At 71.3% G+C, this 17,609-nt stretch carries 17 protein-coding genes and 1 rRNA gene; all 18 read left to right on the plus strand.

Features of this window, described 5'->3' with window-relative positions:
* Positions 1-76 precede the first annotated feature (76 nt).
* The 18 genes from rrf (at position 77) to AVW09_RS04420 (ending at position 17,429) form a co-directional block, all read left to right on the plus strand.
* Positions 77-193 (plus strand): 5S ribosomal RNA (gene rrf, locus AVW09_RS04340).
* A gap of 873 nt (positions 194-1,066) precedes the next feature.
* Entirely contained in the window at positions 1,067-1,726 is a 660-nt protein-coding gene (locus AVW09_RS04345; protein WP_231901768.1) for a hypothetical protein, read from the plus strand.
* The gene (locus AVW09_RS04350; RefSeq protein WP_063256853.1) at positions 1,723-2,760 is read left to right on the plus strand and encodes an HAD-IIA family hydrolase; all 1,038 of its coding nucleotides are present in this window, start codon (positions 1,723-1,725) and stop codon (positions 2,758-2,760) included. The genes AVW09_RS04345 and AVW09_RS04350 overlap by 4 nt, the downstream gene beginning before the upstream one ends.
* A gap of 19 nt (positions 2,761-2,779) precedes the next feature.
* Positions 2,780-2,941, plus strand: coding sequence for a hypothetical protein (locus tag AVW09_RS17870; protein WP_197462559.1), 162 nt, complete (start codon positions 2,780-2,782; stop codon positions 2,939-2,941).
* Complete coding sequence (locus tag AVW09_RS04355) at positions 2,938-3,738, plus strand: TlyA family RNA methyltransferase (protein WP_063256854.1); 801 nt, start codon at positions 2,938-2,940, stop codon at positions 3,736-3,738. Before AVW09_RS17870 ends, AVW09_RS04355 begins: the two co-directional genes overlap by 4 nt.
* Positions 3,735-4,655: an NAD kinase gene (locus AVW09_RS04360; RefSeq protein ID WP_063256855.1), complete on the plus strand. Its 921-nt coding sequence runs from the start codon at positions 3,735-3,737 to the stop codon at positions 4,653-4,655. The genes AVW09_RS04355 and AVW09_RS04360 overlap by 4 nt, the downstream gene beginning before the upstream one ends.
* Complete coding sequence (gene recN / locus AVW09_RS04365) at positions 4,652-6,352, plus strand: DNA repair protein RecN (protein WP_063256856.1); 1,701 nt, start codon at positions 4,652-4,654, stop codon at positions 6,350-6,352. The genes AVW09_RS04360 and recN overlap by 4 nt, the downstream gene beginning before the upstream one ends.
* A gap of 132 nt (positions 6,353-6,484) precedes the next feature.
* Positions 6,485-8,194, plus strand: a complete 1,710-nt coding sequence (locus tag AVW09_RS04370; protein WP_063256857.1) for a CTP synthase — start codon at positions 6,485-6,487, stop codon at positions 8,192-8,194.
* Position 8,195: 1 nt separating this feature from the next.
* The gene (locus AVW09_RS04375) at positions 8,196-8,774 is read left to right on the plus strand and encodes an NUDIX domain-containing protein (RefSeq protein ID WP_063256858.1); all 579 of its coding nucleotides are present in this window, start codon (positions 8,196-8,198) and stop codon (positions 8,772-8,774) included.
* Between the two features lies 1 nt (position 8,775).
* Positions 8,776-9,705, plus strand: a complete 930-nt coding sequence (xerD, locus tag AVW09_RS04380) for a site-specific tyrosine recombinase XerD (RefSeq protein WP_063256859.1) — start codon at positions 8,776-8,778, stop codon at positions 9,703-9,705.
* 79 nt (positions 9,706-9,784) lie between these two features.
* Positions 9,785-10,687 carry a ParA family protein gene (locus AVW09_RS04385; protein ID WP_231901769.1) on the plus strand — a complete coding sequence of 301 codons (903 nt, stop codon included), beginning with the start codon at positions 9,785-9,787 and terminating at the stop codon, positions 10,685-10,687.
* The gene (locus tag AVW09_RS04390) at positions 10,671-11,534 is read left to right on the plus strand and encodes a segregation and condensation protein A (protein WP_063256860.1); all 864 of its coding nucleotides are present in this window, start codon (positions 10,671-10,673) and stop codon (positions 11,532-11,534) included. The genes AVW09_RS04385 and AVW09_RS04390 overlap by 17 nt, the downstream gene beginning before the upstream one ends.
* The gene (gene scpB, locus AVW09_RS04395) at positions 11,524-12,132 is read left to right on the plus strand and encodes an SMC-Scp complex subunit ScpB (protein WP_063256861.1); all 609 of its coding nucleotides are present in this window, start codon (positions 11,524-11,526) and stop codon (positions 12,130-12,132) included. Before AVW09_RS04390 ends, scpB begins: the two co-directional genes overlap by 11 nt.
* On the plus strand, positions 12,129-12,890 hold the full coding sequence (locus AVW09_RS04400; RefSeq protein WP_063256862.1) for a pseudouridine synthase: 762 nt from the start codon (positions 12,129-12,131) through the stop codon (positions 12,888-12,890). The genes scpB and AVW09_RS04400 overlap by 4 nt, the downstream gene beginning before the upstream one ends.
* A 52-nt stretch (positions 12,891-12,942) precedes the next feature.
* Complete coding sequence (locus tag AVW09_RS04405; protein WP_063256863.1) at positions 12,943-14,076, plus strand: prephenate dehydrogenase; 1,134 nt, start codon at positions 12,943-12,945, stop codon at positions 14,074-14,076.
* Positions 14,069-14,782 (plus strand): (d)CMP kinase, encoded by a 714-nt coding sequence (cmk, locus tag AVW09_RS04410; protein WP_063256864.1) that lies wholly within the window; start codon positions 14,069-14,071, stop codon positions 14,780-14,782. Before AVW09_RS04405 ends, cmk begins: the two co-directional genes overlap by 8 nt.
* Positions 14,772-16,295: a ribosome biogenesis GTPase Der gene (gene der, locus AVW09_RS04415; protein ID WP_022880111.1), complete on the plus strand. Its 1,524-nt coding sequence runs from the start codon at positions 14,772-14,774 to the stop codon at positions 16,293-16,295. Before cmk ends, der begins: the two co-directional genes overlap by 11 nt.
* Positions 16,296-16,529: 234 nt before the next feature.
* A complete protein-coding gene (locus AVW09_RS04420) occupies positions 16,530-17,429 on the plus strand; it encodes an NUDIX hydrolase (RefSeq protein ID WP_063256865.1) in 900 nt (299 codons plus the stop codon).
* Positions 17,430-17,609 lie beyond the last annotated feature (180 nt).

Raw genomic sequence — 17,609 nt, forward strand, 5'->3', positions numbered from 1 at the left:
CACTGAGTGGTTCTCGATGTACGGTCGGGAAAACAACAATGACATTCGTTGTTGGTTTTTGAAACATCAATAGTGTTTCGGCGGCCATAGCGAGAGGGAAACGCCCGGTTACATTCCGAACCCGGAAGCTAAGCCTCTCAGCGCCGATGGTACTGCAGGGGGGACCCTGTGGGAGAGTAGGACACCGCCGGACTTCCTTTCCACGAAATGGCCACCCAACGCTGGGTGGCCATTTCGCATATACGGACACATTTCCGGGGAAAGGATCGTCATGTCGAGCGACGACTCCAACGAGCGCAACGTCAATGGAGGTCGTTCCGACGACCGTTCACGACCCGGATCGCAACGTGGGGCTTCGGGAGCAGGGCGCCCGGCTCGAGACGCGTCATCGCGTCCGTTCCGTCGTGACGGAGAGCGCACCGCGCGCCCCCGCCGCGATGGTGACGATCGCGCGCCCCGGCGTGAAAGCGACAGCCCGTATCGTCCTCGCCGCGACGGCGATTCGCGCCCGACGGGTGGCGACGGTCGACCGCGTCGCGGAGACGCCCGTCCTATCCGTCGTGCCGGTGACAGCTCCGAGCGTCCACGTCGGGATGGGGACTTCCGTCCGCGTCGGGATGGCGACTCTACTGGTCGACCGCGTCGCGAGGGGGACTTCCGCCCGCGTCGGGACAGTGACTTTACGGGTCGCCCGCATCGTGATGGGGACTTCCGTCCGCGTCGGGATGGCGACTCGGCAGGACGCCCCCGCCGCGACGGGGACTTCCGTCCGCGCCGTGACGGTGACTCGCGTCCGGGGCGGCCGACGTCCGGTGACTCGCGTCCGTACCGCCCGCGCGCCGAGGGTGGGGACCGGCGTCCCTCCGGTGACCGGCGGCCGGGCGCCGGCGCACCCCGCCGCTTCGACCGCTCCGAGGGTCGCGCGACTCGGCCCCCGCAGGATCAGCGGGAGCGTGGGCCGGTCGTCCCCGAGGACGTCACCGCCCGCGATCTTCCGGGCGCAGCGCGCAACGAGCTGAAGACTCTCAGCAAGGACAACGCCGAGAACGTCGCCCGACACCTCGTCATGGCATCCCGTCTCATCGAGGAGGATCCGCAGCTGGCGCACCAGCACGCGCTGGCGGCCTCCCGGAGCGCGGGTCGCGTCGCGATCGTTCGCGAGACCGTCGCGATCACGGCCTATGCCATCGGGGATTTCGCGCTCGCTCTTCGCGAACTGCGCACGCACCGTCGTATCTCCGGGTCCGACGAGCAGCTTCCCCTGATCGTCGACAGCGAGCGCGGTGTCGGCCGTCCCGACCGCGCCCTCGAGGAGGGGCGTTCGGTGGACCGCTCGACGCTGCCCACCGCGGTCCGCGCGCAGCTGGCGATCGCGATGTCCGGTGCCCGCCTCGACCTCGGCGACCCGGAGCGCGCGCTGCAGGAGCTGGAGATCCCGGAGGCCGACCCGGACCGCGCCTTCGAGTGGAGCCCCGCGCTGTTCGCGGCCCGCGCCGCCGTGCTCGAGGAGCTCGGGCGCGATGACGAGGCAGCCGAGTGGTTCCGTCGCGCAGACATCGCCGCGGATGCCCTCGACGCGGCTGCCGGCGTCGCCGATCGCGAGGTCATCGTCGTCGAGGAGATCGACCTCATCGACGAGGACGGCGGCGTGGACGTGGCATCCGGCGTCGTCCCTGTCGAAGAAGCCGACGAGGACGAGGACGGGAACGGGGACGAGACGCGATGATCTTCGGGCGGAGCAAGCCGGAACCGACTCCTCTGGACGGTGTCGATGTCGTGCTCGCCGACCTGGACGGCGTGGTCTACGCCGGACCGGGAGCCCTGCCGCACGCGGTGGAGGGCCTGAACCGCGCAGCCGAGGAGGGACACCGCCTCGGGTACATCACCAACAACGCGTCGCGGACGGACGCCTCGGTCGCGGAACACCTGACCTCGCTGGGGCTCCACGTCGCACCCGAGGATGTGGTGACGAGTCCGCAGGCGGCGATGCGCCTGCTCGCCGACCTCGTGCCGGCCGGCTCCACGCTGCTGGTCGTCGGGGGAGAGGGTCTCGTCGTCGAGGTCGAGAAGGCCGGCTTCGTCGTGACCCGGAGCGCCGAGGATTCTCCGGCGGCGGTGGTCCAGGGCTTCGCTCCCGAGGTGGGATGGAAGCAGCTCGCCGAGGCGGCCTATGCGCTCGCCACTCCGGTGGAAGAGGGTGGCATCCCGTGGATCGCCACGAACACCGACTGGACGATCCCGCAGGCGCGCGGGATCGCGCCGGGAAACGGCACCCTCGTGTCAGCGGTGCACACCGCCGTCGGCCGTCTGGCGACGGTCGCGGGGAAGCCCGAGCGTCCGATCTTCGACGTCGCCGTGGCGCGCACGGGCGCTCGGTCGCCGCTGTTCATCGGCGACCGACTCGACACGGACGTGCAGGGTGCCCGCGGGGCGGAGATGAGGTCGGTGCACGTCCTCACGGGGATCGACCGACCCAAGCAGCTCCTCGCCGCGTCGCCGAACCAGCGTCCGGACTACATCGTCGCCGACCTGCGTCAGCTGTTCGAGCCGTATCCGGCGACGATCGTCAAGGGCGCCCGCACGCGCGTCGGCGACGCGGTGGTCGAGATCGACGGCGTGGATCTGCGCATCGTCTCGGCGGGGAACCGTCAGATCGACCTCCTCCGAGCCGGAGCCGCGGCGATCTGGAACTCGGGCCGTGCGATCTTCGGGTTCCGGGTTCCGGAGCAGTTGTACGCGGACCCGTTCCGCGTGCGCTGACGCCGATACGATGGCCTCCATGTCGGATGACCGCGAGACCGATGCCGACGCCGGACTGATCGACCGCCTGCGCATCATCGAGGAGCAGCCGCTGGACGCGCGCGCGGACGCCTACGCCGCCCTGCACGACGAGCTCGCGCGGCGCCTCGAATCGGGCGCGGCGACGCCGGCGGACGGATGAGCGGCCGACTGGATGCCGAGCTCGCCGCACGTGGTCTCGCGCGATCGCGCACGCACGCGGCGCAGCTGATCGCCGACGGTCTTGTGACCGTCGACGGTCGCGGCGTGGTCAAGCCCTCGGTGCGGGTGGAGGACGTCGCGCGCATCGAGGTCGCCGTCGCCGACCACTACGTGAGCCGCGGTGCGCACAAGCTCGTGGCGGCACTCGACGCGTTCGACCTCGACCCGGCGGGGCGGGTCGCCGTGGATCTCGGGGCGTCAACCGGGGGCTTCACCCAGGTCCTGCGGGAGCGCGGTGCCCGGCCGGTGCTGGCCGTCGACGTGGGGCACGGGCAGTTGTCCCCAACCGTGGCGGCCGACCCCGGGGTCGTGTCGGTCGAGGGGTATAACGTGCGGTTCATGAGCGCTGAGAACCTCGCCGCCGCGACCGGTGTCGCCGAGCGCCCGAGCGTCGTCACCGGCGATCTGTCCTTCATCTCCCTGCACCATGTCCTGCCCGCGGTCGTCGCCACGGCCGCTCCCGGCGCCGACGTCATCCTGCTGATCAAGCCGCAGTTCGAGGTCGGCCGCACCGCCGTGAAGGGCGGTCTCGTGACCGACCCGGCGCTGCGTTCGGATGCCGTCCACGGCGTTCTCTGGGCCGCGTGGGACGTGGGCCTGCGGACCGCCGGCCTCATCGCCTCGCCGATCGTCGGAACGCACGGCAACCAGGAGTACGTGGCGTGGTTCTCGGACACCCGCGGCACCGACCCCTCAGAATGGGAGAGCACCGTGACCCGACTGACCGGAAGCCGATGACCCCCAGCGAACGCCGAATCCTGCTCGTCGTCCACGCCCGCCGCGACGACACCGTCGAAGCGGCGCAGCGCGTGCTGTCCGCCGTGCGCGCGGCGGGGGCGATTCCCGTCGTCTCCGCGGAGGACCGGCCCGAGCTCGCCGAGCGCTTGTCGCTCGACGGCGTCGAGACCCTGGGCGTCGACGTAGGTGTCGACGACCTGGAGCTGGCGATCGTCCTGGGCGGCGACGGAACGATCCTGCGCGCGGCCGAGACGGTCCGCGGTGGACGCGCGCCGATCCTCGGCATCAACATGGGCCACGTCGGCTTCCTCGCCGAGATCGAGCGGGACGACATGGACGACGCGGTACGCCGCGTCATCGACCGCGACTACCGTGTCGAGGAGCGCCTCGCCCTCGCGGTGAAGGTGCTGGACGCCGACGATCGGGTCATCTTCGAGACGTGGGCCCTGAACGAGGCCACGGTCGAGAAGGCGAGCCGGGAGCGCATGCTCGAGGTCGTCATGGAGGTCGACGGGCGGCCCCTGTCGTCGTTCGGATGCGACGGGATCGTGATGGCGACCCCCACCGGTTCCACCGCTTACAACTTCTCCGCCGGTGGCCCCGTCATCTGGCCGACCGTCGAGGCGATCGCCGTCGTACCGCTGTCCGCGCACGCCCTGTTCGCGCGCCCGCTCGTCGTGAGCCCCGACGCCACCGTCGCGGTCGAGGTGCTCGAGCGCACGAGCGGGAGCGGCATCCTGTGGTGCGACGGTCGACGTTCGCACGAACTGCCGCCGGGCGCGCGCGTCGTGGTGCGGCGGTCGTCGCGTCCGGTGCGTCTCGCGCGCCTCCACCCCGCCGCGTTCACCGAACGGCTGGTGCGCAAGTTCCGGCTCCCGGTGACCGGCTGGCGCGGCGCGCTGGGAGGCATGCCGTGATCGAGGAGATGCGGCTGCGCGATCTCGGGGTGATCGCCGACGCGACGCTGCCGATCGGACGCGGCTTCACCGCCATCACCGGCGAGACCGGCGCGGGGAAGACCATGGTCGTCACCGGTCTCGGCCTGCTGCTCGGACAGCGCGCCGATTCGGGCGCCGTTCGCTCGGGTGCGGCCCAGGCCGCGGTCGAGGGCGTGTGGCTCGTCCCCGAGGACGGGCCCGTCGCGGCGCGCGTGCGGGAGGCCGGGGGAGACGTCGAGCCCCTCGGTGACGGCGCCGCGGAGTTGTATCTCGGGCGCACGGTCTCGAGCGAAGGCCGCGGCCGCGCGACCGTGGGCGGCCGCACGGCGCCGGCGGGCGTGCTCGCCGACCTCGCGGACGACCTGGTCGTGGTGCACGGGCAATCCGATCAGTTGCGGTTGCGCTCGGCATCCGCTCAGCGCGATGCGCTCGACCGCTTCGGCGGCGATCCCGTGACGACCGCCCGTGCCGCGTACCGTGCGGCCTGGGACGCCTTCCGAGCGCTGGATGCCGAGCTCTCGACGCTCACGGCCGACCGCGACGACCGTGCGCGTGAGGCGGAGGAGCTGCGGGCCGCGATCGCGGAGATCGAGGCGGCCGCGCCGATCGCCGGCGAGGAGGAGGAGCTCGAGCGCCGCGCGGAGCGTCTGGCGAACGCCGAAGAGCTCCGAATCGCCGCCGTCAGCGCTCACGCCGTGCTCTCCAGCGACGACGACACCCCCGACATCGTGACGTTGCTCGCCGAGGCCCGCAGGGCGCTCGAGCGCGTCTCCGGCAGCGATGCCGAACTCGCGGCGATCGGCGAGCAGGTGGCCGACCTCGGGTACCGCGCAACGGATGTCTCCGTCGCCCTGTCGGGGTACCTCGCGGACCTCGACGAATCGGGGCCGCACGAGCTGGCCGCGGTGGACGAGCGGCGCGGGGTCCTGGCCGGGCTCGCGCGTGCCCACGGATCGGTGGATGCCGCGATCGCGCTGCTCGAGACCGGGTCGGCCCGGCTGCTCGAACTCGACGACGACGGCGACCGCATCGAGCGGCTCGGCGCGCAGCGTGACGACGCCGCCGCGGAACTGGATGCCGCGGCGGAGGCGCTCACTGCAGCGCGGATCGAGGCTGCGGCGCGGCTCGGGGCGGCCGTCACGGAAGAGCTGCACGCCCTGGCCCTGCCCGACGCGAAGCTCACCGTCGCGGTGACGCCGTCGCCGACGCCCGGGTCGCACGGGCGCGACGACGTCGCGATCCTGCTGGCCCCGCACCCGGGCGCCGACCCGCGGCCCGTATCGCGCGGGGCCTCCGGCGGCGAGCTCAGCCGCGTGATGCTCGCGATCGAGGTCGTCATCGCCGGCGTCGACCCCGTGCCGACGTTCGTCTTCGACGAGGTGGATGCCGGGATCGGCGGCGCCGCGGCGATCGAAGTCGGGCGGCGACTCGCCCGGCTGGCGGAGTCCTCGCAGGTGATCGCGGTCACGCACCTCGCGCAGGTCGCGGCTTTCGCCGGCAACCATCTCACCGTCGTGAAGGGGAACGACGGCGCGGTGACGGCATCCAGTGTCCGCCGGCTCGAGGGCGCAGAACGGGAAGCCGAGATGGCGCGTCTGCTGTCGGGACTGAGCGATTCCGAGGCGGCTCTCACCCACGCGCGAGAGCTGCTGGAGACCGGCCGCTCGGTGCGCTGATCCCGCCCGGAAGACACGGAATCGTCATGCCGGAGTGACATGCGTGTCGGTGGTCGATGCCAGACTTCCTCCAACGCGCGGCGTGCGCCGCGCCGCCACCCTCCGAGACGACTGATAGGATCGAAGCCCGTGATGCAGACTTCGGACGCGGGACATTCAGACGACAACACCACGGCATCGACCTTCACGACGAAGCACATCTTCGTGACCGGAGGAGTGGTTTCGTCACTCGGTAAGGGCCTGACGGCGGCAAGCCTCGGCAACCTTCTCACGGCGCGTGGACTCCACGTCGTGATGCAGAAGCTCGACCCCTATCTCAACGTGGACCCGGGGACGATGAACCCGTTCCAACACGGCGAGGTGTTCGTCACCGACGACGGCGCCGAGACCGACCTCGACATCGGTCATTACGAGCGCTTCCTCGACATCGAGCTGAGCCAGGCCGCGAACGTCACGACCGGCCAGATCTACTCGCAGGTGATCGCGCGCGAGCGGCGTGGCGAGTACCTGGGCGACACCGTGCAGGTCATCCCGCACATCACCGACGAGATCAAGCGCCGCATGCGCCTGCAGGCGACCGAGACTCCGCAGCCCGACGTGATCATCACCGAGATCGGCGGCACGGTCGGCGACATCGAGTCCCAGCCCTTCATCGAGTCCGCGCGTCAGATCCGCCACGAGCTCGGCCGCAAGAACGTGTTCTTCGTGCACGTGTCGCTCGTGCCGTTCATGGGCGCCTCCGGTGAGCAGAAGACCAAGCCCACGCAGCACTCCGTCGCGGCGCTGCGGTCGATCGGCATCCAGCCCGACGCTCTCGTGCTCCGCAGCGACCGCCCGGTCACCGAGTCGAACAAGCGCAAGATCGCGCTCATGTGCGACGTCGACGAGGACGCCGTCGTCAACGCGGTCGACGTGCCGAGCATCTACGACATCCCCACGATGCTGCACGATCAGGGTCTCGACTCCTACATCGTCGATGCGCTGGGCATCGACAAGGCCGCCGACGTCGACTGGTCGCGTTGGCAGCGGGTCCTGCAGGCGGTGCACAACCCCAAGCACGAGGTCACGATCGGCCTCGTCGGCAAGTACATCGACCTCCCGGATGCCTACCTGTCGGTGACCGAGGCCATCAAGGCCGGCGGTTTCGCGCAGGAGACGCACGTCAAGATCACGTGGATCCCGTCCGACCTGTGCGAGACGCCTGAGGGCGCGGCGAAGGCCCTGTCGACGGTGGACGGCATCATCGTTCCCGGCGGCTTCGGCATCCGAGGGATCGAGGGCAAGCTCGGCGCGCTCCGTTTCGCGCGCGAGCAGGGCATCCCGACGCTCGGTATCTGCCTGGGGCTGCAGTGCATGGTCATCGAGTACGCGCGTACCGTCGCCGGGCTCGAGGGCGCATCGTCGAGCGAGTTCGACCCCGACACCGTGCACCCCGTCGTCGCGACCATGGCCGAGCAGGTCGACATCCTGCAGAGCGGAGACCTCGGCGGCACCATGCGCCTGGGCCTGTACCCGGCCGACCTCGCGGAGGGCTCGCTCGCGGCCGAGGTGTACGGCGCGAACCGCGTGTTCGAGCGCCACCGCCACCGCTACGAGGTCAGCAACGCGTACCGCCAGCAGCTCAGCGACGCGGGCCTCGTCTTCTCGGGCCTCAACCCCGACCTCGACCTCGTGGAGTACGTCGAGCTGCCGCGCGACGTGCACCCGTACTACATCGCCACCCAGGCGCACCCCGAGCTGCGGTCGCGTCCGACCCAGCCGCACCCGCTGTTCCGCGGACTCGTCGGGGCGGCGCTCGAGCGCCACCGTTCGAGCGAGCTGTTCGCCGTCGAGGAGGACTGACATGGAGTCGCTGCGTGACGAGCCCGTCGACCTGGAGGTCGTCGCCAGCGACCTCGTGTACCAGGGAGCGGTGTGGGACGTCCGGTCCGACACCGTGCAGTACGGCGACGGCGAGATGACCCGTCAGTACGTCGAGCACCCGGGCGCCGCCGCCGTCGTCGCCCTGGACGACGACGGCCGGGTCGTGCTCATCCAGCAGTACCGGCAGCCCATCAAGGAGCGCGACTGGGAGATCCCGGCGGGCCTCCTCGATGTCGCGGGGGAGCCGCCGATCGAGACGGCGAAGCGCGAGCTGAGCGAAGAGGTCGACCTCGCGGCCGAGCGGTGGCAGCACCTCGTCTCGATCCACACCACCCCCGGCGGCAACGACGAGGTCGTCCACCTCTTCCTCGCGCGCGGCCTCTCCGACGTCGAGACGGACTACGAGCGTGAGCACGAGGAGTCCGACATGCGCGTCGAGCGCGTGCCCCTGGCCGATGTGATCGACGGAGTGCTCGCCGGACGTCTGCGCAACGGCATCCTGGCCACCGGCGTGCTGGCGGCCGCCGAGGTGCTGCGCCGCGAGGCCGCGTCGGCGTGACGTGAAGCTCGAGCGTGCCGTCGAGACGTACCTGCGACACGTCGCGCTCGAGCGCGGGCTGTCCGACCACACCGTCGCCGCGTACCGGCGCGACCTGGGGATCTACACGGCCTGGCTCACCGAGCGGGGCATCGACGACACGGATGCCGTGACCTCGGCGCTCGTCGCGGAGTTCGCCGCCGAGCGCGCCGGCGCTGAACCGCCGCCCGCGGCGTCGTCGCTCGCGCGGCTGCAGTCGTCGGTGCGTGGGCTCCACCGGTTCCTCGTGCGCGAGGGGCGGTCCGACGACGACCCGAGCGGGCGGCTGCGTCCGCCCAAGGCACCGCGACGGCTCCCCAAGGCCCTGTCGATCGGGCAGGTCGAACGGTTGCTGGATGCCGCCGGCCCCGCGCCGGGCTCGGCGGATGCGACCGCCGCGGATCCGTCCGCCGTCCGCGACCGTGCCCTGCTGGAGCTGCTGTACGCCACCGGCGCGCGCGTCTCGGAGATCGTGCAGCTCGACGTCGACGACACCGCGCACGGCGACGTCCTGCGGGTGCGGGGCAAGGGCGCGAAGGAGCGGATCGTCCCGGTCGGCTCGTACGCCCGCGCCGCGGTGGAGGCGTACCTCACGCGGGTCCGGCCTGCCTGGGCGGCCAAGGGCCGGGCCACACCGCGACTCTTCCTCGGCGTCCGCGGGGCGCCACTGTCGCGCCAGAGCGCGTGGCTGATCATCCAGGCCGCCGCCGAGCGGGCGGGGCTCACCGCGCACGTCTCGCCCCACACGCTCCGCCACTCCTTCGCGACGCATCTGCTGCAGGGCGGCGCGGACGTCCGCGTGGTACAGGAACTCCTCGGGCACGCCTCGGTGGCCACGACGCAGATCTACACGCACGTCTCGGTCGACGCTCTCCGCGACGTGTACGCCACGGCACACCCGCGGGCGCGGTGAGCGTGGGCGGCCCGGAAGGCCGTGCGTACCGCGTGGTCTCCCGGCGGGCGGCGGGCCGGCGAGTAGACTCGACCCCGTTATGACGAAGGCGGGAGACTCGGTGTCGGCGAGCACGAAGGGGACGGCGAACAGCGCGGACGAGGTCATTCTCGGACCCACCGGACGGCCGTATCGCGGATTCCCGACGCCCGCGAAGCTCGACAGCCACGGGCCCGCGCGCATCATCGCCCTGTGCAACCAGAAGGGCGGCGTCGGTAAGACGACGACCACCATCAACCTCGCGGCTTCGCTCGCGGGCTACGGCCGCCGCGTGCTCGCCGTGGACTTCGACCCGCAGGGTGCGCTGTCGGCGGGTCTCGGCATCCAGACGCACGACGTCCCGACCATCTACGACCTGCTGCTCGACACCAAGCGCGACCCGCGCGAGGCGATCGTGCACACGCGCGTCGAGGGCCTCGATCTGATCCCGGCCAACATCGACCTGTCGGCCGCCGAAGTGCACCTCGTCAACGAGGTCGCGCGCGAGACGATCCTCGCCCGGGTGCTCCGCAAGGTCGCCGCCGACTACGACGTCGTGCTCGTGGACTGCCAGCCGTCGCTCGGCCTCCTCACCGTCAACGCGCTCACCGCCGCGCATGGCGTGCTGATCCCGCTCGAGTGCGAGTTCTTCGCGCTGCGCGGTGTCGCGCTCCTCATCGAGACGATCGACAAGGTCCGTGATCGCCTCAACCCCGCGATCGAACTCGACGGGGTCCTGGCCACGATGTACGACCCGCGCACGCTGCACTCGCGCGAGGTGCTGGAGCGCGTGGTCGAGGCGTTCGGCGACGACGTCCTCGAAACGGTCATCGGGCGCACGGTGAAGTTCCCGGATGCCTCGGTCTCGGGCATGCCGATCACGGAGTTCGCGCCCGAGCACGCCGCCGCGCAGGCCTACATGCGGTTGGCGCGGGAGCTGGTCGCCCGTGGCGCCGTCGCCTGACGACAGCTCGCCCGCCACGACGCCGGACGGCGCGGACTCCACCGTCGATGCGCCCGCCGCGCCCGACACCGGGTTCCGCGTCTCGCTGCCCGTCTTCGACGGTCCCTTCGACCTGCTGCTGAACCTCATCTCGGCGCACGAACTCGACATCACCGAGGTCGCGCTCAGCCGCGTCACGGACGAGTTCATCGCGTACCTGCGCGCCCTCGGTCCGGCGGGCGATCTGGACGAGGCATCCGAGTTCCTCGTCGTGGCGGCGACGCTGCTCGACATGAAGATCGCCGGGCTGCTGCCCCAGGGCGAACTCGTGGATGCCGAGTCGGTGGCGCTCCTCGAAGCGCGCGACCTGCTCTTCGCGCGACTGCTGCAGTACCGGGCCTTCAAGGAGGTGTCGGCGTGGTTCGCGCGCTGCCTGCAGCGGGAGGACCGTCGCCACACGCGGAACGTGCGGCTGGACGAGAAGTACCGCAGCGCCGTCCCGGAGCTCGTGTGGACGCTCAGCGCCGAGGACTTCGCGGCGCTCGCCGTCGTCGCGCTCGCGCCGAAGCAGCCGCCGACCGTGGGGCTGGATCATCTGCACGCGCCGCTCGTGAGCATCCGCGAGCAGGCCGCGATCGTCGTGACGCTGCTGCGCGGATCGGGGACGCTCAACTTCCGCGACCTGGTCGCCGGGGTGACACAGACCGGGGTCGTCGTGGCGCGGTTCCTCGCGATCCTCGAGCTGTACCGTCACGCCGCGCTGTCGTTCGAGCAGCTCGAACCGCTGGGGGAGCTGACCCTGCGCTGGACCGCCGAGAGGTGGTCGGAAGAGAACCTCGCCGCCCTGGGAGCCGACTATGACCGATGACACGACCGCGCCCGCCGCGCCCGCCCCGCGCCCGAACGATACGGCATCCGTCGCTCGGCGCCTCGAGGCGATTCTGCTGATCCTCGACGAGCCGCAGAGCCTCGTGTCGCTCGCGGCGGCCGTCGCCGCACCCGTCCCGGCCGTGCGCCAGGCGATCGAGGGCCTCGTCGCCGACTACGACGGCGAGACCGGTGGCCCCCGCCGTGGCTTCGAGCTGCGCGAGGTCGGCGGCGGGTGGCGACTCTACGTCCGCGAGGAGTACGACGACGTCGTGGGGGAGTTCGTCAACACGCAGGCGCCCTCGCGCCTGTCGCAGGCCGCACTCGAGACCCTGGCCGTCATCGCGTACAAGCAGCCTGTGACGCGGGGGCAGGTGGCATCCATCCGCGCGGTGAACGTGGACTCGGTCGTCCGGACGCTCCTCGCCCGCGGGCTCATCACCGAGGTGTTCACCGACCCGGACACGGGGGCGATCCACTACGGGACGACCGACCAGCTGCTGGTCAACCTGGGCATCAACTCGCTCGACGAGCTGCCCCACATCTCGCCGTTGCTCGACGACGGCGCGGACGGATTCGACGGAGAGGTGCTCAGATGAGCGAAGAGGGCGTACGCCTGCAGAAGGTGCTCGCGAACGCCGGGGTGGCGTCGCGCCGGGTGTCGGAGGAGATGATCGCCGCCGGGCGCGTGCGCGTGAACGGCCAAGTCGTCACCGAGCTCGGCTCCCGCATCGACCCGGAGAGCGACCTCGTCGACGTCGACGGCGTCGCGGTGCAGCTGGACACGTCGAAGCGCTACGTGATCCTCAACAAGCCCACCGGCGTGGTCAGTTCGATGAGCGACGACCGCGGGCGCCCCGACCTCCGCCGCTTCACGAAGGACTGGGACGAGCGTCTGTTCAACGTCGGACGCCTGGATGCCGATACCTCGGGCCTCCTCGTCCTGACCAACGACGGCGACCTCGCCCACGTGCTCGCGCATCCGTCGTTCGGTGTCACGAAGGTGTACATCGCGAAGGTCGAGGGACAGGTGCTGCCCCAGACGATCCAGCGACTGATCAAGGGCGTCGAACTCGAGGATGGGCGGATCGCGGCCGACAAGGCGCGGCTCCTCGACTCCTCGCGCGGGGAGAGTCTGGTCGAGTTGACGCTGCACTCGGGGAAGAACCGGATCGTGCGGCGCATGATGGCCGAGGTCGGTCACCCGGTCGTCGAACTCGTCCGGCGGCAGTTCGGACCCCTCCACCTGGGAACTCTCCCGGTGGGGAAGGCCCGCGAGTTGACTACAGTAGAACGTGGCGCACTGCTCACGCTGTCTCGTCGAGACGGCGACACTCCGGCCGCTCCGGCCGAGTGACCCCCGGGCGCCGCGCGGTGCGAACGCCACCGCCAGGGCAGCAGGAGACCCGATGATCGAACCGAACGGAACGTCCGCGCGCGCGGAGGCGCCGTTGGCGACCCGGACGAGCGGCACCGTCCGCGTCGTCGGGTCGGGCCTCCTCGGGGCGAGCGTCGGCCACGCGCTCACCGCTCTCGGCGTCGACGTCGTGCTGTCCGACACGTCGCCGTCGCAGCTGCGTCTTGCGATCGACTACGGCGCCGGGCGCGCCGAGCGCGAGGACGACCGTCCCTCGCTCATCGTCGTCGCCGTGCCGCCGGACGTCGTCGCGGACGTCGTACAGCGCGAGCTCGCGGCCTACCCGGATGCCGTCGTCACCGACGTCGCGAGCATCAAGCTCGAGCCGCTGCGCACGCTCCGCGCGCGCGGCGTCGACCTCACCCACTACATCGGGTCGCACCCCATGGCCGGACGCGAGCGCGGGGGAGCGATCTCCGCCCGCGCCGACATCTTCGTTGGGCGGCCCTGGGTGGTCTGCCGCGACAGCGAGACCTCGGCCCACGACCTGTCCCTCGTCGAGGGCCTGGCCCTCGACCTCGGTGCGACCCTCATCGAGATGACGCCCGAGGAACACGACGAGTCCGTCGCGCTCATGTCGCACGTTCCGCAGCTCGTCGCGAGCCTTCTCGCGGGCCGCTTCGTCTCGGCGCCCGACGGGTCCCTCCGTCTCGCGGGACAGGGTGTGCGCGACACCACCCGCATCGCGGCATCCGCTCCCGAACTGTGGGTGCAGATCCTCGGCGCCAACGCGGCCCCCGTGGTCGAGGTGCTCGACGCGCTCGCCGCCGACCTCGCGGACGTGGCCGCGGCGCTGCGCGACCCCGATGCGCCCGGTGCCCGTCGGGCCGTGGCCGACACGATCCGCCGGGGCAACGAGGGCGTGGAGCGCCTGCCGGGCAAGCACGGCCAGAACCGCCGGTTCGACACTTTCGTCGTCATGGTCGACGACACCGCCGGGCAGCTCGGCCGCCTCTTCGGCGAGCTGGGCGAACTCGACGTCAACGTCGAAGACCTGCGTCTCGAGCACTCGCCGGGGGCACCCTTCGGCCTGGCCGAGATCAGCGTCGTCCCCGACGCCGTCCACCGAGCCGTCGACGGGCTCCAGCAGCGCGGATGGCGGATTGCGAGCACCACCCATGACTGAACCCCTCACCAAGCCCCCGGCCGTGGCGCCCGTCGCGGTCGTCGCGATCGACGGCCCCGCCGGCAGTGGCAAGTCCAGCGTCTCGAAGGCCGTGGCCACACGTCTCGGTTTCGGATTCCTCGACACCGGAGCGGCCTACCGCGCCCTCGCGTGGCACGCGCTCGAGCACGGCAGCGACACCTCGGATGCCACCGCGGTGCTCGAGGTCTTCGGCGACTTCGACTACGCCATCTCGCTCGACCCGGAACACCGCTGGGTCCGTGTGGGCGGGACCGACGTGACCGCCGCGATCCGCGAGCCCCGTGTGACGGATGCCGTGAGCGGTGTGGCCCGCGTCCCCGCCGTGCGGCAGGCCGTGAACGACCTGTTCCGTCGGCTCGTGGCATCCTCGGGTCTGCGCGGTGTCGTGGTCGAGGGCCGCGACATCACCACGGTCGTGTACCCCGATGCGCCCGTGCGCATCCTCCTGACCGCCGCGCCCGAGGTGCGCGCCGCCCGCCGCAGCGCCGAGCTGACCTCGCAGGACGCCGCGGCCGTCGCAGCCGCGCTGCACAAGCGCGACGCCGCCGATTCCGCGGTCGTCGACTTCCTCACCGCCGCCCCCGGCGTGCAGGTCGTCGACTCGACCCACCTCGATTTCGAACAGACCGTCGACGCCGTGTTGGACGTCGTCGACTCCACGATGGGAGCCCGCGATGGGCGTTGACGACGAGTACGAAGGCGGGCCCGACCAGCTCGCCGAGAAGATGGCCGAGCTCGACGAGGTCCTGGCCGAACAGCGCGCGCAGGCGCTGCGCGCCGGCCTCGAGGACTTCGACCTCGACGAGGAGGATGCCGCGCTCCTCGCGGGGCTGGCCTCGGGCGAGGACGGCATCGAGTTCCTGCCGGCGCTGCCGGTCGTGGCGATCGTGGGGCGTCCGAACGTCGGGAAGTCGGCGCTCGTGAACCGCATCCTCGGCCGCCGCGAGGCCGTCGTCGAGGACACCCCGGGCGTCACCCGCGACCGCGTCACCTACAAGGCCGAGTGGCTCGACCGGCGCTTCTCGCTCGTCGACACCGGCGGCTGGGAGCCCGACGCGAAGGGCATCGACCGGTCGGTGGCCGCGCAGGCCGAGGTCGCGATCGACCTCGCCGACGTCGTCCTGTTCGTCGTGGATGCCACCGTGGGCGCCACCGCGACCGACGAGCACGTCGTGCGGCTGCTGCGCAAGACCAAGAAGCCGGTGTTCCTCGTGGCCAACAAGGTCGACGACGCGCGCCAGGAGCCGGAGGCCGCGGCGCTGTGGAACCTCGGTCTCGGCGAGCCGCACCCCGTTTCGGCCATCCACGGCCGCGGGGTCGCCGACCTCCTCGACGAGCTCATGAAGGTGCTGCCCGAGATCTCGGCCGTCGCGAAGTACGAGATCGGCGGTCCGCGTCGCGTCGCGATCCTGGGACGACCGAACGTGGGGAAGTCGTCGCTGCTGAACAAGGCGGCGGGCGAAGAACGCGTCGTCGTGAACGAGCTCGCGGGCACCACCCGCGACCCGGTGGACGAGGTCGTCGAGCTCGGCGGCAAGCTCTGGACGCTCGTCGACACCGCCGGCATCCGTCGTCGTGTGCACCTGCAGCAGGGCGCCGACTTCTACGCGTCGCTGCGCACTTCGACCGCCTTGGAGAAGTCCGAGGTCGCGGTGGTCGTGCTCGACGTCTCGCAGTCGATCAGCGTGCAGGACCTCAACATCATCGACCTCGTGCTCGAGTCGGGGCGCGCGCTCGTGCTGGCGTTCAACAAGTGGGACCGTCTCAACGACGACGACATGGAGAACGCCGACCGGCGCCGGTACCTCGAGCGCGAGATCGAGCAGGACCTCGCGCACGTGACGTGGGCGCCGCGCGTGAACATCTCCGCGCGCACCGGTCGTCACCTCGACAAGCTCGTGCCGGCGCTCGAGACGGCGCTGGAGTCGTGGGATCAGCGCATCCCGACCGGCAAGTTCAACGCGTTCCTCGCCGAACTCGTCGCCGAGCACCCGCACCCGCTGCGCGGCGGAAAGCAGCCGCGCATCCTCTTCGGGACGCAGGCGTCGACGCGTCCGCCGACCTTCGTGCTGTTCACGACCGGGTTCCTCGACCCGGGCTACCGCCGGTTCATCCAGCGGCGCCTGCGCGAGATCTACGGCTTCGAGGGCACGCCGATCGTGCTCAACATGCGGATCCGCGAGAAGCGCCAGCGCTGAGTCGGCCCGCGAACGCCCCGGTTTCGGCCGGGGCGCTCGCGCTGTCCGGACGGCACTGGCCACGAGACTGCAGTGGGCTGGCAGTCGGTTGCAGGCTGCGTGGGATTTGTCAGGCAGATGCCGTTTCGGCGATCGGGTGCGCCGCCGGGGGCCCTCGGGTGTCGGGTCGACGATTCTGGCCTCATGTGACGCCGACGGGCAGTGAGGGGTCCGGGCTGTGCCAGGCTGGGGAGGATGACGATCCAACCCCCGGCCCCCGGTGAGCCGCGGCGCCCGCACGGGCCCCGCGATCCGGGCGACGCCTGGGTCGAAGCGCCCACGGGCGAGCGGTATTGGGGACGATTCGGCGCCGCGGGTCTTCTCGCGGTGGATGCCGACCGCGGAGTGCTGCTGCAGCACCGCGTGTCGTGGAGTCACTTCGGTGACACGTGGGCGCTCCCTGGCGGGGCGCGGCACCAGGGTGAGTCCGCCCGTGATGGCGCGCTGCGCGAGTCGGCGGAGGAGGCGGGTGTCCCCGTGGATGCCGTGCAACCCCGGTTCGAGAGCGTCCTGGACCTCGGCATCTGGTCGTACTCCACGCTCGTCGCCGATGTGACGACGCCGTTCGAACCCGTGATCAGCGACCCGGAGAGCGTGGCGCTGGAATGGGTGCCGGTCGAGGACGTGGCATCCCGTCCGTTGCACCCGGGATTCGCGGCCGCGTGGCCGAAGCTGCGCGAGGCTCTGGGGGTGCGCCCGGCCGTGATCGTCGACGTCGCGAACGTCGTGGGGTCGGTGCCGGACGGATGGTGGAAGGACCGCGCCGGAGCCGCATCCCGGTTACTCGCCCAGCTGTCACAGCTCGCGACGCAAGGTGTGGATGCCGAGCAACTCGGTCTTTCGGCGACGCGCTGGTTCCCGTTCGTCGCGGCGGTGCTCGAGGGGGACGCGCGCGCGGCGGAGCAGGTCGATCACGTCGATGTGGTCCGGGCGCCCGGTTCGGGGGACGACGAGATCGTCGCGGTCGCGCATCGGTTGATCGAGTCGCGGAATCCTGTCGCGGTCGTGACCAGCGATCGGGGGCTCGCGGCGCGCGTGGAGGAGCTGGGAGCTTCGGTGCGCGGGGCGCGGTGGCTGCGGGAGCAGCTGGGCTGAGTCCGGCGGTGGCTGCAGCCGTGGGTCGGCGATCCGCGGTCGCTCAGTGGGAGTGGGCGGTCTCCGACTGAGGTTGCGCGGATCGCTGATCTTGTGCGGATCGCTGAGGTTGTGCCTCGCGGGGCGAGCGCGGCGGTCGGTCAGTGATCTGCACTCGCTCAGTCGCGAGGGACCAAGTTG

The sequence above is a fragment of the Microbacterium sp. T32 genome (genome assembly GCF_001619615.1).
Lineage (GTDB): Bacteria > Actinomycetota > Actinomycetes > Actinomycetales > Microbacteriaceae > Microbacterium.

Bases quoted from the DNA above. Each gene is read 5' to 3' on its own strand.
- AVW09_RS04345 (WP_231901768.1), top strand. From the start codon at position 1,067: ATGGCATCCCGTCTCATCGAGGAGGATCCGCAGCTGGCGCACCAGCAC.
- AVW09_RS04350 (WP_063256853.1), top strand. From the start codon at position 1,723: ATGATCTTCGGGCGGAGCAAGCCGGAACCGACTCCTCTGGACGGTGTC.
- AVW09_RS17870 (WP_197462559.1), top strand. From the start codon at position 2,780: ATGTCGGATGACCGCGAGACCGATGCCGACGCCGGACTGATCGACCGC.
- AVW09_RS04355 (WP_063256854.1), top strand. From the start codon at position 2,938: ATGAGCGGCCGACTGGATGCCGAGCTCGCCGCACGTGGTCTCGCGCGA.
- AVW09_RS04360 (WP_063256855.1), top strand. From the start codon at position 3,735: ATGACCCCCAGCGAACGCCGAATCCTGCTCGTCGTCCACGCCCGCCGC.
- AVW09_RS04370 (WP_063256857.1), top strand. From the start codon at position 6,485: ATGCAGACTTCGGACGCGGGACATTCAGACGACAACACCACGGCATCG.
- AVW09_RS04375 (WP_063256858.1), top strand. From the start codon at position 8,196: ATGGAGTCGCTGCGTGACGAGCCCGTCGACCTGGAGGTCGTCGCCAGC.
- AVW09_RS04385 (WP_231901769.1), top strand. From the start codon at position 9,785: ATGACGAAGGCGGGAGACTCGGTGTCGGCGAGCACGAAGGGGACGGCG.
- scpB (WP_063256861.1), top strand. From the start codon at position 11,524: ATGACCGATGACACGACCGCGCCCGCCGCGCCCGCCCCGCGCCCGAAC.
- AVW09_RS04400 (WP_063256862.1), top strand. From the start codon at position 12,129: ATGAGCGAAGAGGGCGTACGCCTGCAGAAGGTGCTCGCGAACGCCGGG.
- AVW09_RS04405 (WP_063256863.1), top strand. From the start codon at position 12,943: ATGATCGAACCGAACGGAACGTCCGCGCGCGCGGAGGCGCCGTTGGCG.
- cmk (WP_063256864.1), top strand. From the start codon at position 14,069: ATGACTGAACCCCTCACCAAGCCCCCGGCCGTGGCGCCCGTCGCGGTC.
- der (WP_022880111.1), top strand. From the start codon at position 14,772: ATGGGCGTTGACGACGAGTACGAAGGCGGGCCCGACCAGCTCGCCGAG.
- AVW09_RS04420 (WP_063256865.1), top strand. From the start codon at position 16,530: ATGACGATCCAACCCCCGGCCCCCGGTGAGCCGCGGCGCCCGCACGGG.